Source organism: Rhizobium sp. O111 (assembly GCF_055616315.1).
In genome coordinates this window covers 1,287,366-1,305,785 of the sequence record NZ_JBSHXL010000002.1, presented here as the reverse complement: position 1 = coordinate 1,305,785, position 18,420 = coordinate 1,287,366, and the positions used below count along the sequence as shown (strand labels likewise).

Sequence of the window (18,420 nt, the reverse complement as noted above, 5' to 3'; positions counted from 1 at the left end):
CTGCTCAAGCCGGATGTAACGAGCTGCTGCATATGGGCGCACCTCGAAAGACTTGATTGAGTTTCACGCAAACTCGCGATCCGTGAAACCATCACGACGCAGGCGAGATCATCTCTCTGCAGCGTGTTCGATCCCCGTCAAACACGGCATCCTTGATCACGCGCTGATCGTCCACCGACAGTTTGACGGTACAGGTGTGCGTTCGTGTCTTGAGTTTAAGGCTCTCGGTTTCCTGCGTCGCCGACTGGCTGTCTCGTCCTGAAACCGTCCGGATCACACTCGGCGCAGCATATTGTTCGGTATAACTCTTTTGCCAGAAAACGGTGTGGCGCCCACCGATACGGATTTCGCCTGTCGGTTCGCCGAACATGGACGTCGCCTTTGCAAGCGGCTGGCCGCGAAGCGAGGCCAGGCCCGAGGCGGTGGGGCCGGTCTCGGACGAAACGCAGGCAGATGTAGCCGCAACGACCGAGAGCATGGCGACAAGGCGCGCGGCCAGGGCGGAAGCACGTCGAAAAGCGGCTTGCTGCGGCATGTCATGTCTTTCCATAGGCAATTCCTTTGCTGGCTTTTTGGGGCGCTGCTTCGTCAAGGCGGCCGTAGGATCGGCACCCGATGACGCTGATCCACCTTCCGGTCCCTTCTCGTGAATGGGAGGCCGATCCAGAGGGTAGACGCCATTTCGCGGTTTGCATCAAGCCCGATGACGGGCGAATTCTAGAACATCCAGGTGGGGCCGCACACGGCGGCATCACTTGTTTGTTAATAACATAATATGTTGAGAACATATATATTGCTTGCGTTGGACGATAGATGCTCGGCTGTATTGTGCACGGCAATGACCTGCGCGGCTTTCACGTATCGTCCGGCGCCTCGATATTCAAACAAGGAACTCACCATGAATACAGCCGCACTTCGCCGCCTGGACATTGCAGCGCGGATTTTGATGTCGATCCTCTTCCTCTACAGCGGGGTCGGGAAGCTGATGGACCCGGCATCGGTTGCGACGCGACTGACCGATTTCGGATTTCCCGTGCCGATGCTGATGGCGTATCTGGTAACCGCGTTCGAGCTTGTTGCTCCCATTGTTCTGATCGCCGGCTATCAGGTTCTGGTGGTGAGCGTGCTTCTCACAGGTTACACGGTGCTGACGGCGTTGATGTTTCACCAGTTCTGGGCGGCCGCGCCCGCCCAGCAGGCCGGCCAGTCGATCAACTTTCTGAAGAATCTGGCCATCGCCGGTGGCTTCTGGTTTGTCGCGAGAACCGAGCTGGAGTTTCGCCTGTCGGCAGGGCGTCCCGTGCTCGATCCACTGAAAAGCGCGCAGTAAGGTCTCTATCGAACGCGTCTCAAGCAAGGCCTCGCTTTGCTTGAGAAACTTCTGAGCAGGCCCCTTGGTGAAGCCGATGGTCCAACTTCGTGAGCCCCTAGTCGAGCATGACCATGTGGGCCGGCAGCTGTTCCTCGAAAAATTTCGAGAATGTCGCGATACGCGGCGGCAGAGCCTGATAGGGGGGGTAGTAGAGCGTCAGCCAGAGCTCCGGCGGCGCCCAGCCCGGGAGCACGTGCACCAGCCGGCCGGTGCGGATGTGCTCGGCGATGTGAAAGCCCGGAAGCATGGCGACGCCGACGCCATCGGCGGCCATATCGGCGAGCACCTCGCCATTGTTGGCGCTGAATGCGCGTCCGGCCGCGATCGAGATGCTCGATCCGCCGTCCGAAAGGGCCCAGGTCTCGCGACGGCTCTCGCCGCTATAGGCGAGGCAATCGTCGGGCGTCAGTTCGTTCGGATGCTGCATCTCCGTGAACCGGCTGCCGGGCGCCGCCACCAGGATCCTCGGCACCGCCCTGATCTTGCGCCAGATAGTGAACTTGTCCGAGGGCGCGGACGAAATGCGGATGGCGAGATCGTAGTCGTCGTCGATGATGTTGACCAAGCCGTCCGACAGCGAAACCTCGAAGCTCATCTTCGGATAGAGCTCGCGGAAGCCCGAGAGAATTGGCGTGAGGATTGTCTTGCCAAGCCAGGTCGGCGCGCTGATCCGCAGCCGCCCCTGGTCGGATTTATGCGCGTTCCTGACGTCCTTGCGGGCATTCTCGAGCGCTTCGACAGCCGGCTGGATCTGCGCCGCGAAGACGGCGCCGTCAGTGGTCAGCGATACCTGGCGCGTGGTGCGCACGAAAAGCTGGACGCCGAGATCGTCCTCGAGGGCCGCGATCGCGCGGGTGACGGCGGCGGGCGTCATGTCGAGTTCGCGGGCGACCTGGGCAAAGTTGCGCTTTTCGGCGGCGAGCAGGAAGGTTTTCAGGGCTTTATAGTCGTTCATCTCAATTATTTCAAAAATCGCAATTCATTCGAGAGGAATATTGCAATTCCGCAATGCAATCAACCCGGTTACATCTCTGGTCATCGAAACGGCAACGCTCACAGAGAAAGGCAACGGCCATGATCAAGGATATCAAGGGACTGCACCACGTCACTTCGATGGCGTCGGATGCCCAGCAGAATAACCGGTTCTTCACCAACGCACTCGGCCTGCGCCGCGTCAAGAAGACCGTGAACTTCGACGACCCAAGCGTCTACCACCTCTACTACGGTGATGAAAACGGCACGCCCGGCACGGTCATGACCTACTTTCCCTTCCCGCACATGATGACCGGCCGCCCCGGCGTCGGTGAAGTCAGCGAGACGCAGTTCTCCATCCCGAAGGGATCGCTGGCTTTCTGGAAAGACCGCCTGACGGCCCAGGGTGTCGTCGGTCTGAAGACCGACACGGTCTTCGGCGCCAACCGCCTGCGCTTCGCCGGCCCTGATGGCGACGGACTGGCTCTGATCGAAACCGCCGAAGACGTCCGCGCCCCATGGCTTGCCGATGGCATCTCGGAAGACAATGCGATCCGCGGCTTCTCCGGTGCGCGCTTCGACCTGCACGACACCGCCGCCACATCGGAACTGCTGCAATTCATGGGCTATGAGCGCGCCGAGGTCGAAGGCGATGTCACGCGGTTCATCATTCCCGGTGGCAATGGTGCCGATACCATCGACATCGCGTCGCTGCCGAAAACGCCGTTTGCCCGCCAGGGCGCCGGTTCGGTCCACCACATCGCCTTTGCCGTCGAGAACCGCGAAAAGCAGCTCGAAGTGCGCAAGGCCTTGATGGACACGGGCTACCAGGTGACGCCGGTTATCGACCGCGATTACTTCTGGGCGATCTACTTCAGAACGCCGGGTGGCATCCTGTTCGAAATCGCAACCAACGAGCCCGGTTTCGACCGCGACGAAGATACCGCACACCTCGGCGAAGCCTTGAAGCTGCCGACCCGGTATGAGGCCTATCGCGGCCAGATCGAAGAGAACCTCGTTCCGCTCGCAGCGGAACCCGCCCGGCAAACTGCCGCGCACCTCTAACACCAACATTTCCGCCTTCGAACGGCTGCCTGAGGCAGGCAGCCGACCGCCGGAGGCATCCCAATCCTTAACCGCCAGATCGGCAATCAAAATCTAAACGGAGAAATCAAATGTCCAAGCTCGAAGTCCTGACCCCTGCAAACAGCCAGCTCATCTTCATCGACCAGCAGCCGCAGATGGCTTTCGGTGTCCAGTCGATCGACCGCCAGACGCTGAAGAACAATGTCGTCGGTCTCGCAAAGGCTGCCAAGATCTTCAACATCCCGACCACGATCACGACGGTCGAGACGGAAAGCTTCTCCGGCAACACCTTCCCGGAACTGCTCGGCGTGTTCCCTGAGAGCGACATTCTGGAACGCACGTCGATGAACTCGTGGGACGACCAGAACGTTCGTGATGCCCTTGCCAAGAACGCCGCCGGCGGCCGCAAGAAGATCGTCGTCTCCGGCCTCTGGACGGAAGTGTGCAACACCACCTTCGCGCTCTCCGCCCTCCATGATGTCCCCGACTACGAAATCTATATGGTCGCCGATGCATCCGGCGGCACCTCGGTCGACGCCCACAAATATGCGATGGACCGCATGGTACAGGCCGGCGTCATCCCCGTGACCTGGCAGCAGGTCATGCTCGAATGGCAGCGCGACTGGGCCCGCAAGGAAACCTACAACGCCGTCACCTCGCTGGTGAAGGAACATTCCGGCGCCTACGGCATGGGCATCGACTATGCGGTCACGCATGTCCACGGCGGCGCCGAGCGCGTCAGCCACGGCAAACGCATCGGCCCTAACCCAGCCAAGTAATCACCCGTCACTGCCGCTTCCGCAGGATCGAATGTCCAGATGCGGAAGCGGCTTCATTCACAGTCGAGGATGCCCCCATGAAACTCTACCTTCTCTCGATCGGCGCCGGTCTTCTGGTCGGTATCGTCTACAGCCTGCTCAATGTTCGCTCTCCCGCGCCACCGATCGTGGCTCTTGTCGGCCTGCTCGGCATTCTGGTCGGCGAGCAGCTCATCCCCTTCGCCAAGACACTGATCGCCAGGGAGCCGGCGGCCGTCTCCTGGATCAACCAGATCAAGCCTCACATGTTCGGCCATATGCCGAAGGGCGAGAGCCGCAATGACGTCGTCGTGTCTCGCCAAGATCAGCACAAGTCTGATAGCTGACGCCGCAAGAGGAGATTCGCTTGCGGTGGGGCCCAGCCCAGCCAATCCCGGCGCAAAGCGTTGAAATCAATATTAATAATGAAGCCAGGAGCATTTCCCATGTTCGCCGACCTCATCCTCCACCACGGTTTGATCACCACGCTCGATCGCACCAACCCAACCGCCAGCGCCGTCGCGATCAAGGACGGTGCTTTTCTTGAAGTCGGCACCGATGCCGAGATCATGGCGCTCGCCGGCCCGGACACCAAGATCGTCGACCTCAAGGGCAAGCGCGTCCTGCCCGGCCTGATCGACAACCACACCCACGTCGTGCGCGGCGGCCTGAACTACAACATGGAACTGCGCTGGGATGGGGTTCGTTCGCTGGCGGATGCCATGGACATGCTGAAGCGCCAGGTGGCGATCACGCCGGCCCCGCAATGGGTTCGCGTCGTCGGCGGCTTCACCGAGCACCAGTTCGCCGAAAAGCGCCTGCCGACGATCGAGGAGATCAATGCGGTCGCGCCTGACACGCCGGTCTTCCTGCTCCATCTCTATGACCGCGCGCTGCTGAACGGTGCTGCGCTCCGCGCCGTCGGCTACACCCGCGACACGCCCAACCCGCCCGGCGGCGAGATCACCCGCGACGCCAACGGCAACCCCACCGGCATGTTGCTTGCCAAGCCGAACGCCGGCATCCTATACTCGACGCTCGCCAAGGGCCCTAAGCTGCCCTTCGACTACCAGGTCAATTCAACGCGCCACTTCATGCGCGAGCTCAATCGTCTCGGCGTGACCGGCGTGATCGATGCCGGCGGCGGCAACCAGAACTATCCCGATGACTACGAGGTCATCCAGAAGCTCTCCGACGAAAACCAGCTGACCGTCCGCCTTGCCTATAACCTCTTCACGCAGAAGCCGAAGGCCGAGAAAGAGGATTTCCTCAACTGGACGTCCTCGGTCAAATACAAGCAGGGCAACGATTACTTCCGCCACAACGGCGCCGGCGAAATGTTGGTCTTCTCCGCCGCCGACTTCGAGGACTTCCGCCAGCCGCGTCCGGAAATGGCGCCGGAGATGGAAGGCGAGCTCGAGGAAGTCGTGCGGGTCCTGGCCGAAAACCGCTGGCCGTGGCGCATGCACGCCACCTATGACGAAACTATCTCGCGTTCGCTTGACGTGTTCGAGAAGGTCAACAAGGACATTCCGCTCGAAGGCCTCAACTGGTTCTTCGACCATGCCGAGACCATCTCGGAGCGTTCGATCGACCGTATCGCGGCACTTGGCGGCGGCATCGCCACCCAGCACCGCATGGCCTATCAGGGCGAATATTTCGTCGAGCGCTATGGCCACGGCGTTGCCGAAGCCACGCCGCCGATCAAGCGCATGCTCGACAAGGGCGTCAACGTCTCCGCCGGCACCGACGCCACCCGCGTCGCCTCCTATAATCCATGGGTGTCGCTCTCCTGGATGGTGACGGGCAAGACGGTTGGCGGCATGCAGCTCTATCCGCGTGCCAATTGCCTCGACCGCGAGACCGCGTTGCGCATGTGGACCGAAAAGGTCACATGGTTCTCCAACGAAGAGGGCAAGAAGGGCCGTATCGAGAAGGGCCAGTTCGCCGATCTCGTGGTGCCGAGCAAGGACTTCTTCGCCTGCGCCGAGGACGAGATCTCGTTCCTCACCTCCGATCTCACAATGGTCGGCGGCAAGATCGTCTATGGCTCGGGTGACTTCGCCAAGTACGACGAAAGCAACATTCCGCCCGCCATGCCGGACTGGTCTCCGGTGCGCAAGTTCGGCGGCTACGCCGCCTGGGGTGAGCCCGAAGGTGCGGGCGCACGCTCGCTGCGCCGCACGGCCATCTCCACCTGCGGCTGCGCCAGCGACTGCGGCGTCCACGGCCACGACCATGCCGGTGCCTGGACATCGAAGCTGCCGATCGCTGATCTCAAGGGCTTCTTCGGCGCACTCGGGTGCTCCTGCTGGGCCGTTTGAGGCTGACGCGATAACCGAACGACATATCATCTTGGGCAGCGGGAAACCGCTGCCCAAGCCTGTTTTGCAAGCGTAAAAAAGCTCTCGTGGATAATTGCGGATAATGCAATTAAATCGAAAATATTGATGCAATTGTTGGCGGCAATGGTTCCCGTCAATATGGCTCCATCAGACGAACACAGCGCCGCTCGAACAGACCGGTCAAGATCGCAGGAGCAAAGATGACCAGCCACTCACCTTCAACACAGCGCAGGCTTCTGGCCGATGTCGTTTCGGCGCCCGCCGTGCGAACGGCAGCACTGCTCGCGCTTTGCGCCGCCTATATCCAGGGCCCGCTTACCAAGATCTTCGATTTCGGCGGCGCGATTGCCGAGATGGAGCATTTCGGCCTTTCCCCGGCGCCCGTCTTCGCCGTCGTCGTCATCGCATTCGAGCTGACCGCATCGGCCATGGTCGTGTCGGGCAAGCTGCGCTGGCTGGGCGCCCTCGCGCTCGCCGGCTTCACTATTCTCGCGACCTTTATCGCGCTTCGTTTCTGGGAACTGCCCGCCGGCATGGAGCGGATGATGGCGACCAATGCCTTCTTCGAACACCTCGGCCTCGCAGGCGCCTTCATTCTCGTCACCATCTTCGACATCACTAAGGGAGCTGAACAATGAGCACCGCAAAATCCTCCGGGGGCAGCTTCGCTCCACTCGCCCAGCCCGTCTTCGCCGTTCTCTGGGCGGCCACCGTTCTCGGCAATACCGGCAGCTTCATGCGAGATGTCGCGAGCTCCTGGCTGATGACCGATCTCTCGGCGTCGCCGGCCGCTGTCGCTATGGTTCAGGCGGCGGGCACGCTGCCGATCTTCCTTCTCGCCATTCCGGCCGGCGTGCTGACCGATATTCTCGACCGCCGCAAGTTCCTGATTGCCGTGCAGCTGCTGCTCGCCTCTGTCAGCATTAGCCTGATGGTTCTTGCGCAGACGGGGATGCTCTCGGTCAGCGCCCTCATCGGTCTCACCTTCCTCGGCGGCATCGGCGCAGCACTCATGGGGCCGACCTGGCAGGCGATCGTGCCTGAGCTTGTCAAGCGTGAGGATGTGAAAAGCGCGGTTGCGCTGAATTCGCTCGGCATCAATATCGCCCGTTCCATCGGCCCGGCAGCGGGGGGTATCCTGCTTGCCGCGTTCGGGGCGGGTCTTACTTACGGGGCTGACGTTGCCAGCTATCTGGTCGTCATCGCCGCGCTGATCTGGTGGCCGCGCGCCAAGAGCGCCAACGATGCCCTGCAGGAGAATTTCTTCGGCGCCTTCCGGGCCGGCCTTCGCTACACCCGGGCCAGCCGCCCGCTGCATGTCGTGCTGCTGCGTGCCGCGATCTTCTTCGCCTTCGCCAGCGCCGTCTGGGCCCTCCTGCCGCTCGTCGCCCGCCAGCTTCTCGGTGGTGATGCAAGCTTCTACGGCATCCTGCTCGGCGCGGTTGGCGCTGGTGCGATCGGTGGGGCGCTTGTCATGCCGAAACTGCGCCAACGCTTTGATGGCGATGGGCTACTGCTCGGTGCAGCCATCATCACGGCGGTCGTCATGGGTATCCTGTCGCTCTCTCCGCCGAAGCTGGTTGCCATCGTCGCTCTCCTCTTCCTCGGTGGCGCATGGATCACCGCTCTGACGACGCTCAATGGCGCGGCCCAGGCTGTCCTTCCGAACTGGGTGCGTGGTCGCGGTCTTGCTGTCTACCTCACCGTCTTCAACGGCGCGATGACGGCCGGCAGCCTCGGCTGGGGTGCGGTTGGCGAAGCGGTCGGCGTCCCTGGCGCTCTCTTGATCGGCGCCGCCGGTCTGCTCGTCGCCGGTCTCATCATGCACCGTGTGAAACTGCCTGCCGGCGATGCCGATCTGGTTCCCTCGAGCCACTGGCCGGAGCCGCTTGTTGCCGAGCCTGTCGCCCATGATCGTGGACCGGTTCTGATCCTGATCGAATACAACGTCGAGAAGCACAACCGTTCGGCTTTCCTTCGTGTGCTCAACGACATGTCGCAGGAACGCCGCCGCGATGGCGCCTATGGCTGGGGCGTGACGGAAGACTCCGCGGATCCGCAGAAGATCGTCGAGTGGTTCATGGTGGAATCGTGGGCGGAGCATCTTCGGCAGCACAAGCGGGTGTCAAACGCCGACGCCGATCTGCAGGGCAAGGTGCTTGCCTACCACTCGGGGCCAGACAAGCCCGTCGTCCGGCACTTCCTGACGATCAACCAGCCAGGCAAGGCTTAAGAAATAGAGGCGAAGAAGGGGGCCGCGAGGTCCCCTTTTTTGTCATAACAGCTGGGGTCATCCTCGCTTCCTTCGTCAGCGCAACCGCGTCAGGTCGACCGGGCGATTGTTGATGATCGCCTCCATCGAGAAAAAGCCCGTCACCGTGGCGAGATCAAAGTTCGTGATGAGCTTCTGGTAGAAGGCATCGTAGCCGGACATGCCTTTGGTCACGACCTTGATGAGATAATCCCAGTCGCCGCCGATGCGATAGAAATCGATCACTTCGGGCAATCGCTCGACATGCGCCCGAAATCCCTCGCTCCATTCTTTCGAATGATGGCGCGTGCGGATCATGACGAAGACCGTCAGGTCGAAGCCGAGAGCCTTCAAGTCGATGTCGCTGTGCGATCCCCGGATCAGGCCGAGGGAATGAAGCCGTTGCAGCCGGCGCCAGCAGGCATTCTGCGAGAGGCCGATCTTTTCGGCCAGATCGCGCTGCGACAGGGTCGCATCATTCTGCATGGCGCTGAGGATCTTCATGTCAAACGCATCGATTTTTGCAGTGGAATCGTTCATTTGACACGGTCCGGCAATCAGTGTTGGTATGGTTTCCGCGAAATAGTGTGAGGCGACGCGATTTGTGTCAATGCTCACGCCGCGCTCGATCGAGACGGGCACGCGCATCTTGCCACTTACCCACATGATGATGTGGGTGCAGGCGATCCCGTCGTCCCGCCTTGTGGCTGACGGCAGGCGCATACGCGATGAAAATCAAAATGCCTGTCAAACAAGCGTCATGAAAATTAATTTCACAGTTCCAACTTTTTCCGTGTTTCGTGTTGACGAGATCGAATTTTTGTCTCAACTTGACGAAAATAAATTACGTAAATGGGAACGAGAGCAGCATGAAAGTGGGAATTATCGGGCTAGGTTTCCGGCTCGGCTATCTGGGCTACGTCTTCAAGTCGATTGATGAAAGCTTCGAGATCGTCGGCTATGTCGATCCCGAGCCCGCTGGCCTGCCGGGTCTCGTCGAAAAGGGCGTCTCAGTTGGCAAATCCTATGCCACGCCGCAGGAGCTGATCGCCAACGAAAAGCTCGATCTCCTGATGATCGGCTCGCCCAATCTCTTCCATCTCGAGCATATCCGCATCGGTCTTGAAGCCGGTCTGAAGGTGTTCTGCGAAAAGCCGATCGTGACCACGATCGCCGAAAGCATCGAGCTCGCGCGCCTGATGGCCAAGTTCGGCCACGAGCGGCTGATGGTCGGCCTGGTGCTGCGCTATTCGCCGCTTTATCGCGACCTGCAGGCTGTCCAGGCAGCCGGCAATCTCGGCCAGATCGTCTCGATCGAGGCGTCCGAGCACATCGAGCCCTACCACGGCGCATTCTTCATGCGCGACTGGCGCCGCTATGAGCGTTATTCCGGCAGTTTCATGCTGGAGAAGTGCTGCCACGATCTCGACCTCTATAATGGCATCGCCGGCGCGCGGCCCGAGCGGGTCGCAAGCTTTGGCGGCCGCAAGAGCTTTACGCCGGCAAACGATCCCGCTCGCGAAGGCATCAACGACCTCGAGCTGTTCCATCGCAAGCCGAGCGGCTGGAAGGGCACCGACAAGGTGTTCGACAGCGATGCCGACATCATCGACTACCAGGTTGCGATCGTCGAATACGCCAATGGCGTGGGCATGAACTTCCACACCAACCTCAACGTTCCGGACCAGTTCCGTCGCTTTGCGATCATGGGCTCGCGCGGGATGGCCGAGGGCGATTTCGTGCGCGGCTATCTCGATGTGCATGAGCAGCTGACCGGCAAGAAGGTCGTCGAGAACAAGTATGCGGCCACGGAACTCTCGCAGCATTATGGTGCCGACGAGCAGATGGCGGTCGACATCCTCGACAGCGTTCGCACCGGCACGGTGCTGCCCGTCTCGACCCTGAATGCCCTTGAAGCCGGTATTCTGGCGCTATCCATGGACGAGGCCCGCATCAAGAAGACGGTTGTCGACCTGCGTCCCGTATGGGACAAGTTCGACGAGGCGCTCCACGCCAGAGCGGCTTGAGGAGGGCGGCAGGATGAACGTTCAAAGAAGCAACCTCATCTTCGCCTGGATCCTTCTCCTTCCGGCAGTCCTCTATGTCGCGGTAATTGTCGCTTACCCGCTCGTCGATACGTTCATTCTGTCCTTCACCGACGCGTCGCTCAGAAAAGTGACCAATTGGGTGGGCTGGGCGAACTATGAGAAGATCTTCAACGCGACCTTCGCGGACGTCATCGTCCGCACCTTCATCTGGACCTTTTTCTCGGTCTCGCTGAAGATGATCATCGGCACCTTCGGCGCATCGCTGCTGAACAGCGCGGTGCCTGGTCGCTCGCTGTTTCGTCTGCTGACCATGCCGCCATGGGTAGTGCCGATGGCGATCGGCATCTTCATGTGGGGCTGGATGTATAACGGCCAGTTCGGCATGATCTCGGGCATGCTGCAGCGCATCGGCTTCGTGGATGGCCCGGTGGCCTTCCTCGCCTATGGCAACACGGCATTCTGGGCAACAATCATCACCGACGTGTGGATCGGCGTGCCGATGGTCACCATCTATTTCCTGGCGGCCATTCAGTCGATCCCGAAGGATCTCTACGAGGCGGCCTGGACCGATGGCGCGGGGCGTTTTTATCGCTTCCGCCGCATCACCCTGCCGCTGATGGTACCGTCGATCATCACAATGTCGATGCTATCGCTCATTGCCACGTTCAACTCCTTCGATATCATCTGGATCCTGACGCAGGGCGGCCCCAGCGGGCAGACCACGACGATGATCATCGATACCTACCAGACGGCCATCGGCTCGAAGAAATATGGTGAGGGTGCGGCCCGCGCGGTGCTGATCTGCATCTTCCTCTCGGCATTCTGCTTTGCCTATTTCCGTGTCACCCGTCGGCTCAACCCGGAGAAGCGCGCATGAAGAACGCGGCCATGATCGATCGCTACAGCTGGTGGGAAATCCTGCTGATCTACCTTGGTGTCCTGGTGTTCCTCACCTTCGTGCTGGCGCCCTTCGTCGAAGGCTTCCTGGTGTCGCTGAAGCCGCTCAGCCAGCTGTTTTCGTCGCCGTACCGCTTCTGGCCGGAGAACGGCTCGTTCGAAGCCTATCGCACCATGTGGATCAGCGTTCCGGGCTTCGGACGCTATATCTTCAACTCCTTCTTCATCTCGATCATCGTCACCGTGATCGTGTTGGCGCTGGTCATCCCGGCCTCCTATGCCTTCGCGAAGTTCGAGTTTCGCGGCATGGGCCTGCTGCTTGGCGCGTTCCTGACGGTCAACATGTTCTCTGGCGCCGTGTTGCTCATTCCGCTGTTTCGGCTGATGCGCACGCTCGGCGTGCTCAACACCTATTTCGCGATGATCGTGCCTGGCGTGGCATTCCTCATTCCTTCGGCCATCTGGCTGCTGCGGACCTACATGATCCGTATCCCGCAGGAGCTGAACGAGGCCGCCTATATGGATGGAGCAAGTCATTTCTATACGTTGCGCCGCGTGATCCTGCCGATTGCCATGCCGGGGATCATCGTCGTCGCCATCACCACTTTCATCGGCGCCTACGCGCAGCAATTCATCTTCGCGCTGACCTTCAACTCGAAGACCGAATACATGCCGTTGCCGGTGGGGCTCTTCGCTTACTTCGGTAAGCAGGAGGTTATCTGGAACGAGCTGATGGCAGCCTCCTTCGTTGGCATCCTGCCCGCGATGGTCATCATCTTCTTCTTGCAACGGTATCTCGTCGGCGGTCTGACTGCCGGTGCGGTAAAACAATAACAAGTGAACAGCTAACTAACGGGAGTATTGACGTGAGCATCGCTTTCAAAACTAGCCTTATGGCACTGGCCTTGCTCGGCTCGACGGCGCTTGGCGCCATGACGGCCGAAGCTGCCGACAAGGAAATCAGCTGGATCTATTGCGGCGACAAGATCGACCCGATCCACGAGAAGTACATCAAGGAATGGGAAGGCAAGAATCCGGGCTGGAAGGTTGCGCCTGAAGTCGTTGGCTGGGCACAGTGCCAGGACAAGGCAACTACGCTTGCCGCCGCCGGCACGCCCGTCGCGATGGCTTACGTCGGCTCGCGCACGCTCAAGGAATTCGCTCAGAACGACCTGATCGTTCCTGTTCCGATGACCGATGACGAGAAGAAGGCCTACTATCCTCACATCGTCGACACGGTCACCTTCGAGGGCAACCAGTGGGGCGTGCCGATCGCGTTCTCCACCAAGGCGCTCTACTGGAACAAGGATCTGTTCAAGCAGGCCGGCCTCGACCCCGAGAAGCCGCCGACAACCTGGGCTGAAGAAATCGCTGCTGCAAAGACCATCAAGGAAAAGACGGGCATCCCGGGCTACGGCCTGTCCGCCAAGACCTTCGACAACACCATGCACCAGTTCATGCATTGGGTTTACACCAACAATGCGACCGTCATCGACGCCGATGGCAAGGTCACGCTGGATAGCCCGGGTGTTCTCGCCGCTCTGCAGGCCTACAAGGACATCACGCCTTACTCCGAAGAAGGCCCGACCGCTTACGAGCAGAACGAAGTTCGTGCGATCTTCCTCGACGGCAAGGTCGGCATGATCCAGGCCGGCTCCGGCGCCGCCGCCCGGCTCAAGGACACCAAGATCAACTGGGGCGTGACGACGCTGCCGCTCGGACCGGATGCCAAGGGCCCGGGCACGCTGCTCATCACCGACAGCCTGGCGATCTTCAAGGGTTCTGGCGTCGAGGACAAGGCGATCGAATTCGCCAAGTACATCACCTCGTCGGATATCCAGCCTGAATACGAACTGCAGGGCGGCGCCGGCCTGACACCAATGCGTCCTTCCGCGAAGGTCGACGAATTCGTCAAGGCCGATCCGTCGTGGAAGCCGTTCATCGACGGCATCACCTATGGTGGTCCCGAGCCGCTCTTCACCGATTACAAGGGTTTCCAGAACTCTATGATCGAAATGGTCCAGTCCGTCGTGACAGGCAAGGCCGAACCGGCTGACGCCATCAAGAAGGCCGCTGGCGAGATCGAAGCGTTCAAGTAAGCCTTTGTTGGGGATCGCGGGCGCGCAACACCCGCGATCCCTTCGCTATCGAGAGTAAGCGCCGCGCGTGGCGGTGACCGGAGACAGGTTTTGGGACAGTTATTTCTCAACAAGGTTCAGAAATTTTACGGCGACTTCGAGGTTCTGAAGGGCGTTCAGCTCGAGGTGAACAATGGCGAGTTCGTCGTGTTCGTCGGCCCCTCCGGCTGCGGCAAATCCACATTGCTTCGCATGATCGCCGGCCTGGACGCGACGTCCGCGGGTGACATTGTAATCGACGGCGTCCGTGTCAACGATCTGCCGCCGGTCAAGCGCGGCATTGCCATGGTGTTCCAGTCCTACGCGCTCTATCCGCACATGAGCGTTTTCGAGAATATCGCCTTTCCGCTGCGCGTGGAGAAGATGGAAGAGCAGAAGCTCAAGGCCAGGGTCGAAAACGCGGCCCGCATCCTGCATCTCGACCAACGCCTGCAGCAGAAGCCGGGCATGCTCTCCGGCGGTCAGCGCCAGCGCGTGGCGATCGGCCGCGCGATCGTGCGCGAGCCGAAGATCTTCCTGTTCGACGAGCCGCTCTCCAACCTCGACGCCGCGCTACGCTCCGACATGCGCATCGAGCTCGCGAAACTGCACCGCCAGCTCAAGGCGACGATGATCTACGTCACCCACGACCAGGTCGAGGCGATGACGATGGCTGACCGCATCGTCGTGCTCAACGCCGGCGAGATCGCCCAGACAGGCGCGCCGCTCGAGCTCTATCACAAGCCCGCCAACATCTTCGTGGCCGGGTTCATCGGCAATCCGAAGATGAACTTCCTGCCGGTCACCTGCACCGCCGTCGGCGACAAGAGCGTGACCGTCGAATACAAGGGCCAGTCGCTCACCGTGCCGGTCACGCCGCGCGCAGGTGTCGTCGGCAAGACGCTGACGCTTGGCGTTCGCCCTGAACATATCCAGCTCGCATCCGGCGATATCTCGCTCACCATCACGCCAAGCGTCATCGAGCGTCTCGGCGCGCAGACCGTCGCCTACGCCGCGCTGAATGGCGAGGGCGAGAACTTCTGCGCCACACTGTCCGGCAGCGTCGGCGTGCGGCCGGAGCAGCCGATGCTCGTCGGTATCAACGCGGTGGATTGCCATCTCTTCGACGAAGCCGGCATCGCGTTCGAACGCCATGTGGCGTTGACCGATATCGACCTCAATCTGCTGAACCCGACAGCGCTCTCCTGATCGCGAGCGCAGGTCGCGCCATCAGCGAGCGAGAAAATTGTAGAACAGGGTGTTGGTCGGATAGGCGTATGCGCCCCGATCAACGATCCCGTGGCGGTACATGCAATTGCGCAGCGCCGTCACATGCCACAGGCTGTTGACGTCGGTCGAGCCGCGGCGAAACGCTTCCTGCTCGCAATAGGGGTAGGTGTGGTCGAAGCGGGCCAGAATGGTCGGGTCGGAATCGACTGGGACACCGGAATAGGTCTGCCATTGCGACGGCGCCTGCGCTGCTGAAATGCACGCCAGGCTTCCTGCAATTCCCAATGCTATCAACGCTCTCATGAATGATCTCCCATGACGTCGCCGGAATATTGGCGCATCAATAAGATGCGCCGGATACGGCAAACTTCAAGGAGGACTATCCAATGGCGTTAGAGCCTTTCCTGGTTAGATTGGAGCATTCTGCCGGAGCAGGTTTTCGTCAGGGCAAAGGCGATTGGCGAAGGGCATACCCCGGGTACGGTCGAGCCGATCGCCTTTGCCCTGACGGAAAGATGCCCGGCCCTAGCTGGTTTGCGAAGCAAACCACCGGGGTTGGCTGAAACGGGCCGCCTGATCGACCGGCCGGCTTGGCCGTATGCGTGGGCTACGACGCGCGCCGGCCGGACGACCATCCGACTCCGTTTGAGCCAACAGAATGCTCCAATCTAACCAGGAAAGGCTCTAACGGCCGGTGAACGGCCGCCAATCCGGCGCTTCGGTTACCAGACGAGCCCGCGCGCGGCCACGTCTTCGACGCGGGTGACGACGCCATCGCGATGGAAGACCATGGTGTCGAAGAGGTTCGAGACCACGCAGGTATGGTTCGGGATGATCAGGAGCTTGTCGCCGATCTGTGGCCGCGCGCCCTCGCATTTCGAGAGGTCGATCACGCCGTGCTCTTCGGACAGGCCGGTGATCGAAGCCTGCGGATAGCCGACCACCTGGCCGTAATCCGCGAAACCGAGCAGGTCCGAGGTCAGCGCTTTCGAGCCCGCATCGATGACGGCGCGATCCCCCGTCGGGCGTGAAACGACCGTGACGAGAATATGCATGGCGCAATCGTCCACTGTGCAATGCCCGGCGCGGACCATGGAGCGGTCATTATAGATATAAGTGCCGGCCCGGTGTTCTGTCGCGGCGGGAACCAGATGGGCATCGAACAGGCTCGGCGAGCCGCCATTGCTGACGATAGGGCAGGCGATGCCTTCGGCGTCGAGCAAGGTCAGCGTTTGCGCGAGAAACGCCTGGACCTCGGTGGCGGCGCCTGGCTTCGGATAATTCAGCAGCCCGCCAAAGGTGAGGCCCGTCGCAGCGTCGATGTGCTTGGCGAGCGTCACGGCCTGCGCGGGCTTCTGCACGCCGCAGCGTCCGGCGCCGGTATCGCACTCGACCAGCACCACAAGCGGCTTGCGCGCTGCGAAATAGGTAGACAGGCCGTCGACCGTATAGGCGCTATCGGCGACCACCTTGAGCCCGGATATGCGCTCGTTCAGCGCCGCCAGGCGTTCGAGCTTCGCGGTGCCGATGATGTTGAAGGTGATGAGGATGTCCTCGAAGCCCGCGTCGGCGAAAACTTCGGCCTCGGTGACCTTCTGGCAATTGATGCCCTTGGCGCCCGCCGTCACCTGCTGGGCGGCCAGCGCGGGGATCTTGTGCGTCTTGATGTGCGGGCGGAAGTCGATGCCGTGCGCGTCCATGTAGGCTTGCGTGCGGGCGATATTGGCCGCCATCCGATCTTCGTCGATGATCGGCCGAGGTGTCGAGAGTTCCGCGACCTTGTCGCCGGGCTTGGCGACGACGGCAAATGGGCTGTTGTGCATCTGAGGCTACTCCATGTTAGGCGCCGTGGGGATCGGCGATCATGGGCCAGATATCCTTGCGCGCCCGCCGATACGGCGTCTTCGCCGGATTGTTAGGATAAGGCGTGCCGGCCGCGCAATAGATGATTTCGGACGCGATCTTCGAGAACGAGGCGTAGAAGTGGTTCGTCGACTTGATGACCAGGATCTTCTTCTGCGTCGGATCGATGCCCATGACCGAGAACAGGCTCGGATCGAAGCTCTGCGCACGCGTCGAGTTCAAGATGATATCGATGCCATCGAGCACGATGTGCGCCGCATCGCCAAAGGGCGCGAAGCTTTCGCCGAAGCGCATCTCGGCATTCGGCACGATCTTGATGACCTTGACCAGGCCGTCGATCGGGTTGCCGGTGCCGGGCGCCGACTTCGCGCCGAAGCGCAGCGGAATCTCGGCGCCTTCACCGGCCGCCATGCAGATCTGCACGGCCATCGGGTCCCAGATCGTGCCGATCGCGGCATCGGTGACGCCGCGCGCCAGGAGTTCGCCTAGAACCACGGTCGCGTCGCCAGCCGTTCCACCGCCGGGGTTGTCCCACATATCGGCAATCACGACAGGCCACGCCGTTGCCGCCAGCGCCTGCGACACAGCCTCCTTCTCGTCGATCTGCGGCATCATGAAGGTGCCGCGTTTCGAAAAGAGTTCCATGCCGAGTTCCTGCGCCAGCACATCACCCTTGTCCTTGCGGTCGTTGGTGACGACGAGAAGCTTGGTGCCCATCTCCGGCACGTCGCCGGCCATGAAGCCGTGGACCACGGAGATGGAGAGAACGTCGGGGTCGTCCTTCTCGATCTGCATGATCTTGTCGACGAAGGAGCGCATGGGATCGCGCGAGGTCGGAAACACGTCGATCATCCGGCAGTCGAAGACGGACATGACCGGCCTGACGCGGCCTTCCAGCGTGTCGACGGCGATACGCCACAGATCCTCTGCACGGTCGACGAAGTCCGTGTGCGGGAACTCCTTGAAGTAGACGAAAACATTAGCAGCAGCGAAACGCTTGGCCGTCAGATGGCTGTGCGGATCGAGCTCGGCGAAAACCGGTATATCGGGGCCGACGATCTCGCGAATACGCATCAGCGTATCGCCTTCAGTGTCCTCGTAACCGGCGGCGACCATGGCGCCATGCAGGCCGAGCACCACGGCGTCGACGGGCATCGCCGCGCGAAGCTGTCCGAGGATCTCGTCGCGCAGGCCTTCATAGGTCGCGCGGTTAACGAGACCGGCCGGGTCCGCCCAGGTCGCGGTGCCCTCGATCAGCATCCAGCCCTTCTCCGCGCAGACGCGCCGGCCGACGGTGATCGGCGCGGAGCAGAGTGTCGGCGTTTCGGGATGTTCGCCCGGCGGCGCATAGAGCGACGCCTCGAAAGCGCGCCGATCGACGCAAATGGGGGAGAAGGTATTGGTCTCGGTTGCGAGAGCCGCCGTGAAAATCCGCAATGTCT

The 18,420-nt window shown here is 61.1% G+C and carries 18 protein-coding genes; 12 read left to right on the top strand and 6 right to left on the bottom strand.

All coding sequences use genetic code 11. The features are described 5' to 3' along the window. Nucleotides 1-91: 91 nt before the first annotated feature. Nucleotides 92-535, bottom strand: a complete 444-nt coding sequence (locus ACVTFQ_RS25580) for a hypothetical protein (protein ID WP_162741276.1) — start codon at nucleotides 533-535, stop codon at nucleotides 92-94. A gap of 363 nt (nucleotides 536-898) precedes the next feature. Between ACVTFQ_RS25580 and ACVTFQ_RS25575 the strand changes: the two genes are divergently transcribed. Next, complete coding sequence (locus tag ACVTFQ_RS25575) at nucleotides 899-1,330, top strand: DoxX family protein (RefSeq protein WP_162741275.1); 432 nt, start codon at nucleotides 899-901, stop codon at nucleotides 1,328-1,330. Between the two features lie 97 nt (nucleotides 1,331-1,427). Here the strand turns inward: ACVTFQ_RS25575 and ACVTFQ_RS25570 are convergent, their stop codons facing one another. Further along, nucleotides 1,428-2,327: a LysR family transcriptional regulator gene (locus tag ACVTFQ_RS25570; protein ID WP_113177410.1), complete on the bottom strand. Its 900-nt coding sequence runs from the start codon at nucleotides 2,325-2,327 to the stop codon at nucleotides 1,428-1,430. A gap of 119 nt (nucleotides 2,328-2,446) precedes the next feature. On the opposite strand from ACVTFQ_RS25570, the gene ACVTFQ_RS25565 reads away from it, so the two are divergent. From ACVTFQ_RS25565 to ACVTFQ_RS25540, 6 genes are all read left to right on the top strand, one after another. After that, nucleotides 2,447-3,409, top strand: a complete 963-nt coding sequence (locus ACVTFQ_RS25565) for a VOC family protein (RefSeq protein WP_113177411.1) — start codon at nucleotides 2,447-2,449, stop codon at nucleotides 3,407-3,409. 110 nt (nucleotides 3,410-3,519) lie between these two features. Then, on the top strand, nucleotides 3,520-4,209 hold the full coding sequence (locus ACVTFQ_RS25560; RefSeq protein ID WP_113177412.1) for a hydrolase: 690 nt from the start codon (nucleotides 3,520-3,522) through the stop codon (nucleotides 4,207-4,209). A gap of 77 nt (nucleotides 4,210-4,286) precedes the next feature. Beyond that, nucleotides 4,287-4,574: a XapX domain-containing protein gene (locus ACVTFQ_RS25555; protein ID WP_112435380.1), complete on the top strand. Its 288-nt coding sequence runs from the start codon at nucleotides 4,287-4,289 to the stop codon at nucleotides 4,572-4,574. Nucleotides 4,575-4,673: 99 nt separating this feature from the next. Then, nucleotides 4,674-6,551: an amidohydrolase gene (locus ACVTFQ_RS25550; RefSeq protein ID WP_113177413.1), complete on the top strand. Its 1,878-nt coding sequence runs from the start codon at nucleotides 4,674-4,676 to the stop codon at nucleotides 6,549-6,551. Between the two features lie 221 nt (nucleotides 6,552-6,772). Beyond that, nucleotides 6,773-7,210, top strand: coding sequence for a DoxX family protein (locus ACVTFQ_RS25545; RefSeq protein WP_113177414.1), 438 nt, complete (start codon nucleotides 6,773-6,775; stop codon nucleotides 7,208-7,210). Then, complete coding sequence (locus ACVTFQ_RS25540) at nucleotides 7,207-8,805, top strand: MFS transporter (RefSeq protein ID WP_113177415.1); 1,599 nt, start codon at nucleotides 7,207-7,209, stop codon at nucleotides 8,803-8,805. The genes ACVTFQ_RS25545 and ACVTFQ_RS25540 overlap by 4 nt, the downstream gene beginning before the upstream one ends. Before the next feature lie 75 nt (nucleotides 8,806-8,880). Here ACVTFQ_RS25540 and ACVTFQ_RS25535 read toward each other — a convergent pair whose 3' ends face one another. Then, a complete protein-coding gene (locus ACVTFQ_RS25535) occupies nucleotides 8,881-9,363 on the bottom strand; it encodes an Lrp/AsnC family transcriptional regulator (protein WP_026282647.1) in 483 nt (160 codons plus the stop codon). 329 nt (nucleotides 9,364-9,692) lie between these two features. Here ACVTFQ_RS25535 and ACVTFQ_RS25530 point away from each other — a divergent pair, with 329 nt between their 5' ends. From ACVTFQ_RS25530 to ACVTFQ_RS25510, 5 genes are all read left to right on the top strand, one after another. After that, nucleotides 9,693-10,850 (top strand): Gfo/Idh/MocA family protein, encoded by a 1,158-nt coding sequence (locus ACVTFQ_RS25530; RefSeq protein ID WP_111560836.1) that lies wholly within the window; start codon nucleotides 9,693-9,695, stop codon nucleotides 10,848-10,850. 13 nt (nucleotides 10,851-10,863) lie between these two features. Continuing rightward, the gene (locus tag ACVTFQ_RS25525; protein WP_018896583.1) at nucleotides 10,864-11,748 is read left to right on the top strand and encodes a carbohydrate ABC transporter permease; all 885 of its coding nucleotides are present in this window, start codon (nucleotides 10,864-10,866) and stop codon (nucleotides 11,746-11,748) included. Then, complete coding sequence (locus ACVTFQ_RS25520; protein ID WP_018896582.1) at nucleotides 11,745-12,602, top strand: carbohydrate ABC transporter permease; 858 nt, start codon at nucleotides 11,745-11,747, stop codon at nucleotides 12,600-12,602. Before ACVTFQ_RS25525 ends, ACVTFQ_RS25520 begins: the two co-directional genes overlap by 4 nt. Nucleotides 12,603-12,661: 59 nt before the next feature. Beyond that, on the top strand, nucleotides 12,662-13,867 hold the full coding sequence (locus ACVTFQ_RS25515) for an ABC transporter substrate-binding protein (protein WP_162717999.1): 1,206 nt from the start codon (nucleotides 12,662-12,664) through the stop codon (nucleotides 13,865-13,867). A 90-nt stretch (nucleotides 13,868-13,957) separates the two neighbouring features. Continuing rightward, nucleotides 13,958-15,094: a sn-glycerol-3-phosphate ABC transporter ATP-binding protein UgpC gene (locus ACVTFQ_RS25510; RefSeq protein WP_113177416.1), complete on the top strand. Its 1,137-nt coding sequence runs from the start codon at nucleotides 13,958-13,960 to the stop codon at nucleotides 15,092-15,094. Between the two features lie 21 nt (nucleotides 15,095-15,115). Here the strand turns inward: ACVTFQ_RS25510 and ACVTFQ_RS25505 are convergent, their stop codons facing one another. The 3 genes from ACVTFQ_RS25505 to ACVTFQ_RS25495 form a co-directional block, all read right to left on the bottom strand. Continuing rightward, nucleotides 15,116-15,418, bottom strand: a complete 303-nt coding sequence (locus ACVTFQ_RS25505) for a hypothetical protein (protein WP_047504923.1) — start codon at nucleotides 15,416-15,418, stop codon at nucleotides 15,116-15,118. Between the two features lie 419 nt (nucleotides 15,419-15,837). Continuing rightward, a complete protein-coding gene (locus ACVTFQ_RS25500) occupies nucleotides 15,838-16,938 on the bottom strand; it encodes a D-TA family PLP-dependent enzyme (RefSeq protein WP_113177437.1) in 1,101 nt (366 codons plus the stop codon). A gap of 16 nt (nucleotides 16,939-16,954) precedes the next feature. Next, nucleotides 16,955-18,415 carry a M81 family metallopeptidase gene (locus ACVTFQ_RS25495; RefSeq protein ID WP_113177506.1) on the bottom strand — a complete coding sequence of 487 codons (1,461 nt, stop codon included), beginning with the start codon at nucleotides 18,413-18,415 and terminating at the stop codon, nucleotides 16,955-16,957. Nucleotides 18,416-18,420 lie beyond the last annotated feature (5 nt).

Excerpts from the sequence above, each read along its gene's own strand:
- ACVTFQ_RS25580 (WP_162741276.1), bottom strand. The coding sequence starts at position 535 with ATGCCGCAGCAAGCCGCTTTTCGACGTGCTTCCGCCCTGGCCGCGCGC.
- ACVTFQ_RS25575 (WP_162741275.1), top strand. The coding sequence starts at position 899 with ATGAATACAGCCGCACTTCGCCGCCTGGACATTGCAGCGCGGATTTTG.
- ACVTFQ_RS25570 (WP_113177410.1), bottom strand. The coding sequence starts at position 2,327 with ATGAACGACTATAAAGCCCTGAAAACCTTCCTGCTCGCCGCCGAAAAG.
- ACVTFQ_RS25565 (WP_113177411.1), top strand. The coding sequence starts at position 2,447 with ATGATCAAGGATATCAAGGGACTGCACCACGTCACTTCGATGGCGTCG.
- ACVTFQ_RS25560 (WP_113177412.1), top strand. The coding sequence starts at position 3,520 with ATGTCCAAGCTCGAAGTCCTGACCCCTGCAAACAGCCAGCTCATCTTC.
- ACVTFQ_RS25555 (WP_112435380.1), top strand. The coding sequence starts at position 4,287 with ATGAAACTCTACCTTCTCTCGATCGGCGCCGGTCTTCTGGTCGGTATC.
- ACVTFQ_RS25550 (WP_113177413.1), top strand. The coding sequence starts at position 4,674 with ATGTTCGCCGACCTCATCCTCCACCACGGTTTGATCACCACGCTCGAT.
- ACVTFQ_RS25545 (WP_113177414.1), top strand. The coding sequence starts at position 6,773 with ATGACCAGCCACTCACCTTCAACACAGCGCAGGCTTCTGGCCGATGTC.
- ACVTFQ_RS25540 (WP_113177415.1), top strand. The coding sequence starts at position 7,207 with ATGAGCACCGCAAAATCCTCCGGGGGCAGCTTCGCTCCACTCGCCCAG.
- ACVTFQ_RS25535 (WP_026282647.1), bottom strand. The coding sequence starts at position 9,363 with ATGAACGATTCCACTGCAAAAATCGATGCGTTTGACATGAAGATCCTC.
- ACVTFQ_RS25530 (WP_111560836.1), top strand. The coding sequence starts at position 9,693 with ATGAAAGTGGGAATTATCGGGCTAGGTTTCCGGCTCGGCTATCTGGGC.
- ACVTFQ_RS25525 (WP_018896583.1), top strand. The coding sequence starts at position 10,864 with ATGAACGTTCAAAGAAGCAACCTCATCTTCGCCTGGATCCTTCTCCTT.
- ACVTFQ_RS25520 (WP_018896582.1), top strand. The coding sequence starts at position 11,745 with ATGAAGAACGCGGCCATGATCGATCGCTACAGCTGGTGGGAAATCCTG.
- ACVTFQ_RS25515 (WP_162717999.1), top strand. The coding sequence starts at position 12,662 with ATGGCACTGGCCTTGCTCGGCTCGACGGCGCTTGGCGCCATGACGGCC.
- ACVTFQ_RS25505 (WP_047504923.1), bottom strand. The coding sequence starts at position 15,418 with ATGAGAGCGTTGATAGCATTGGGAATTGCAGGAAGCCTGGCGTGCATT.
- ACVTFQ_RS25500 (WP_113177437.1), bottom strand. The coding sequence starts at position 16,938 with ATGCACAACAGCCCATTTGCCGTCGTCGCCAAGCCCGGCGACAAGGTC.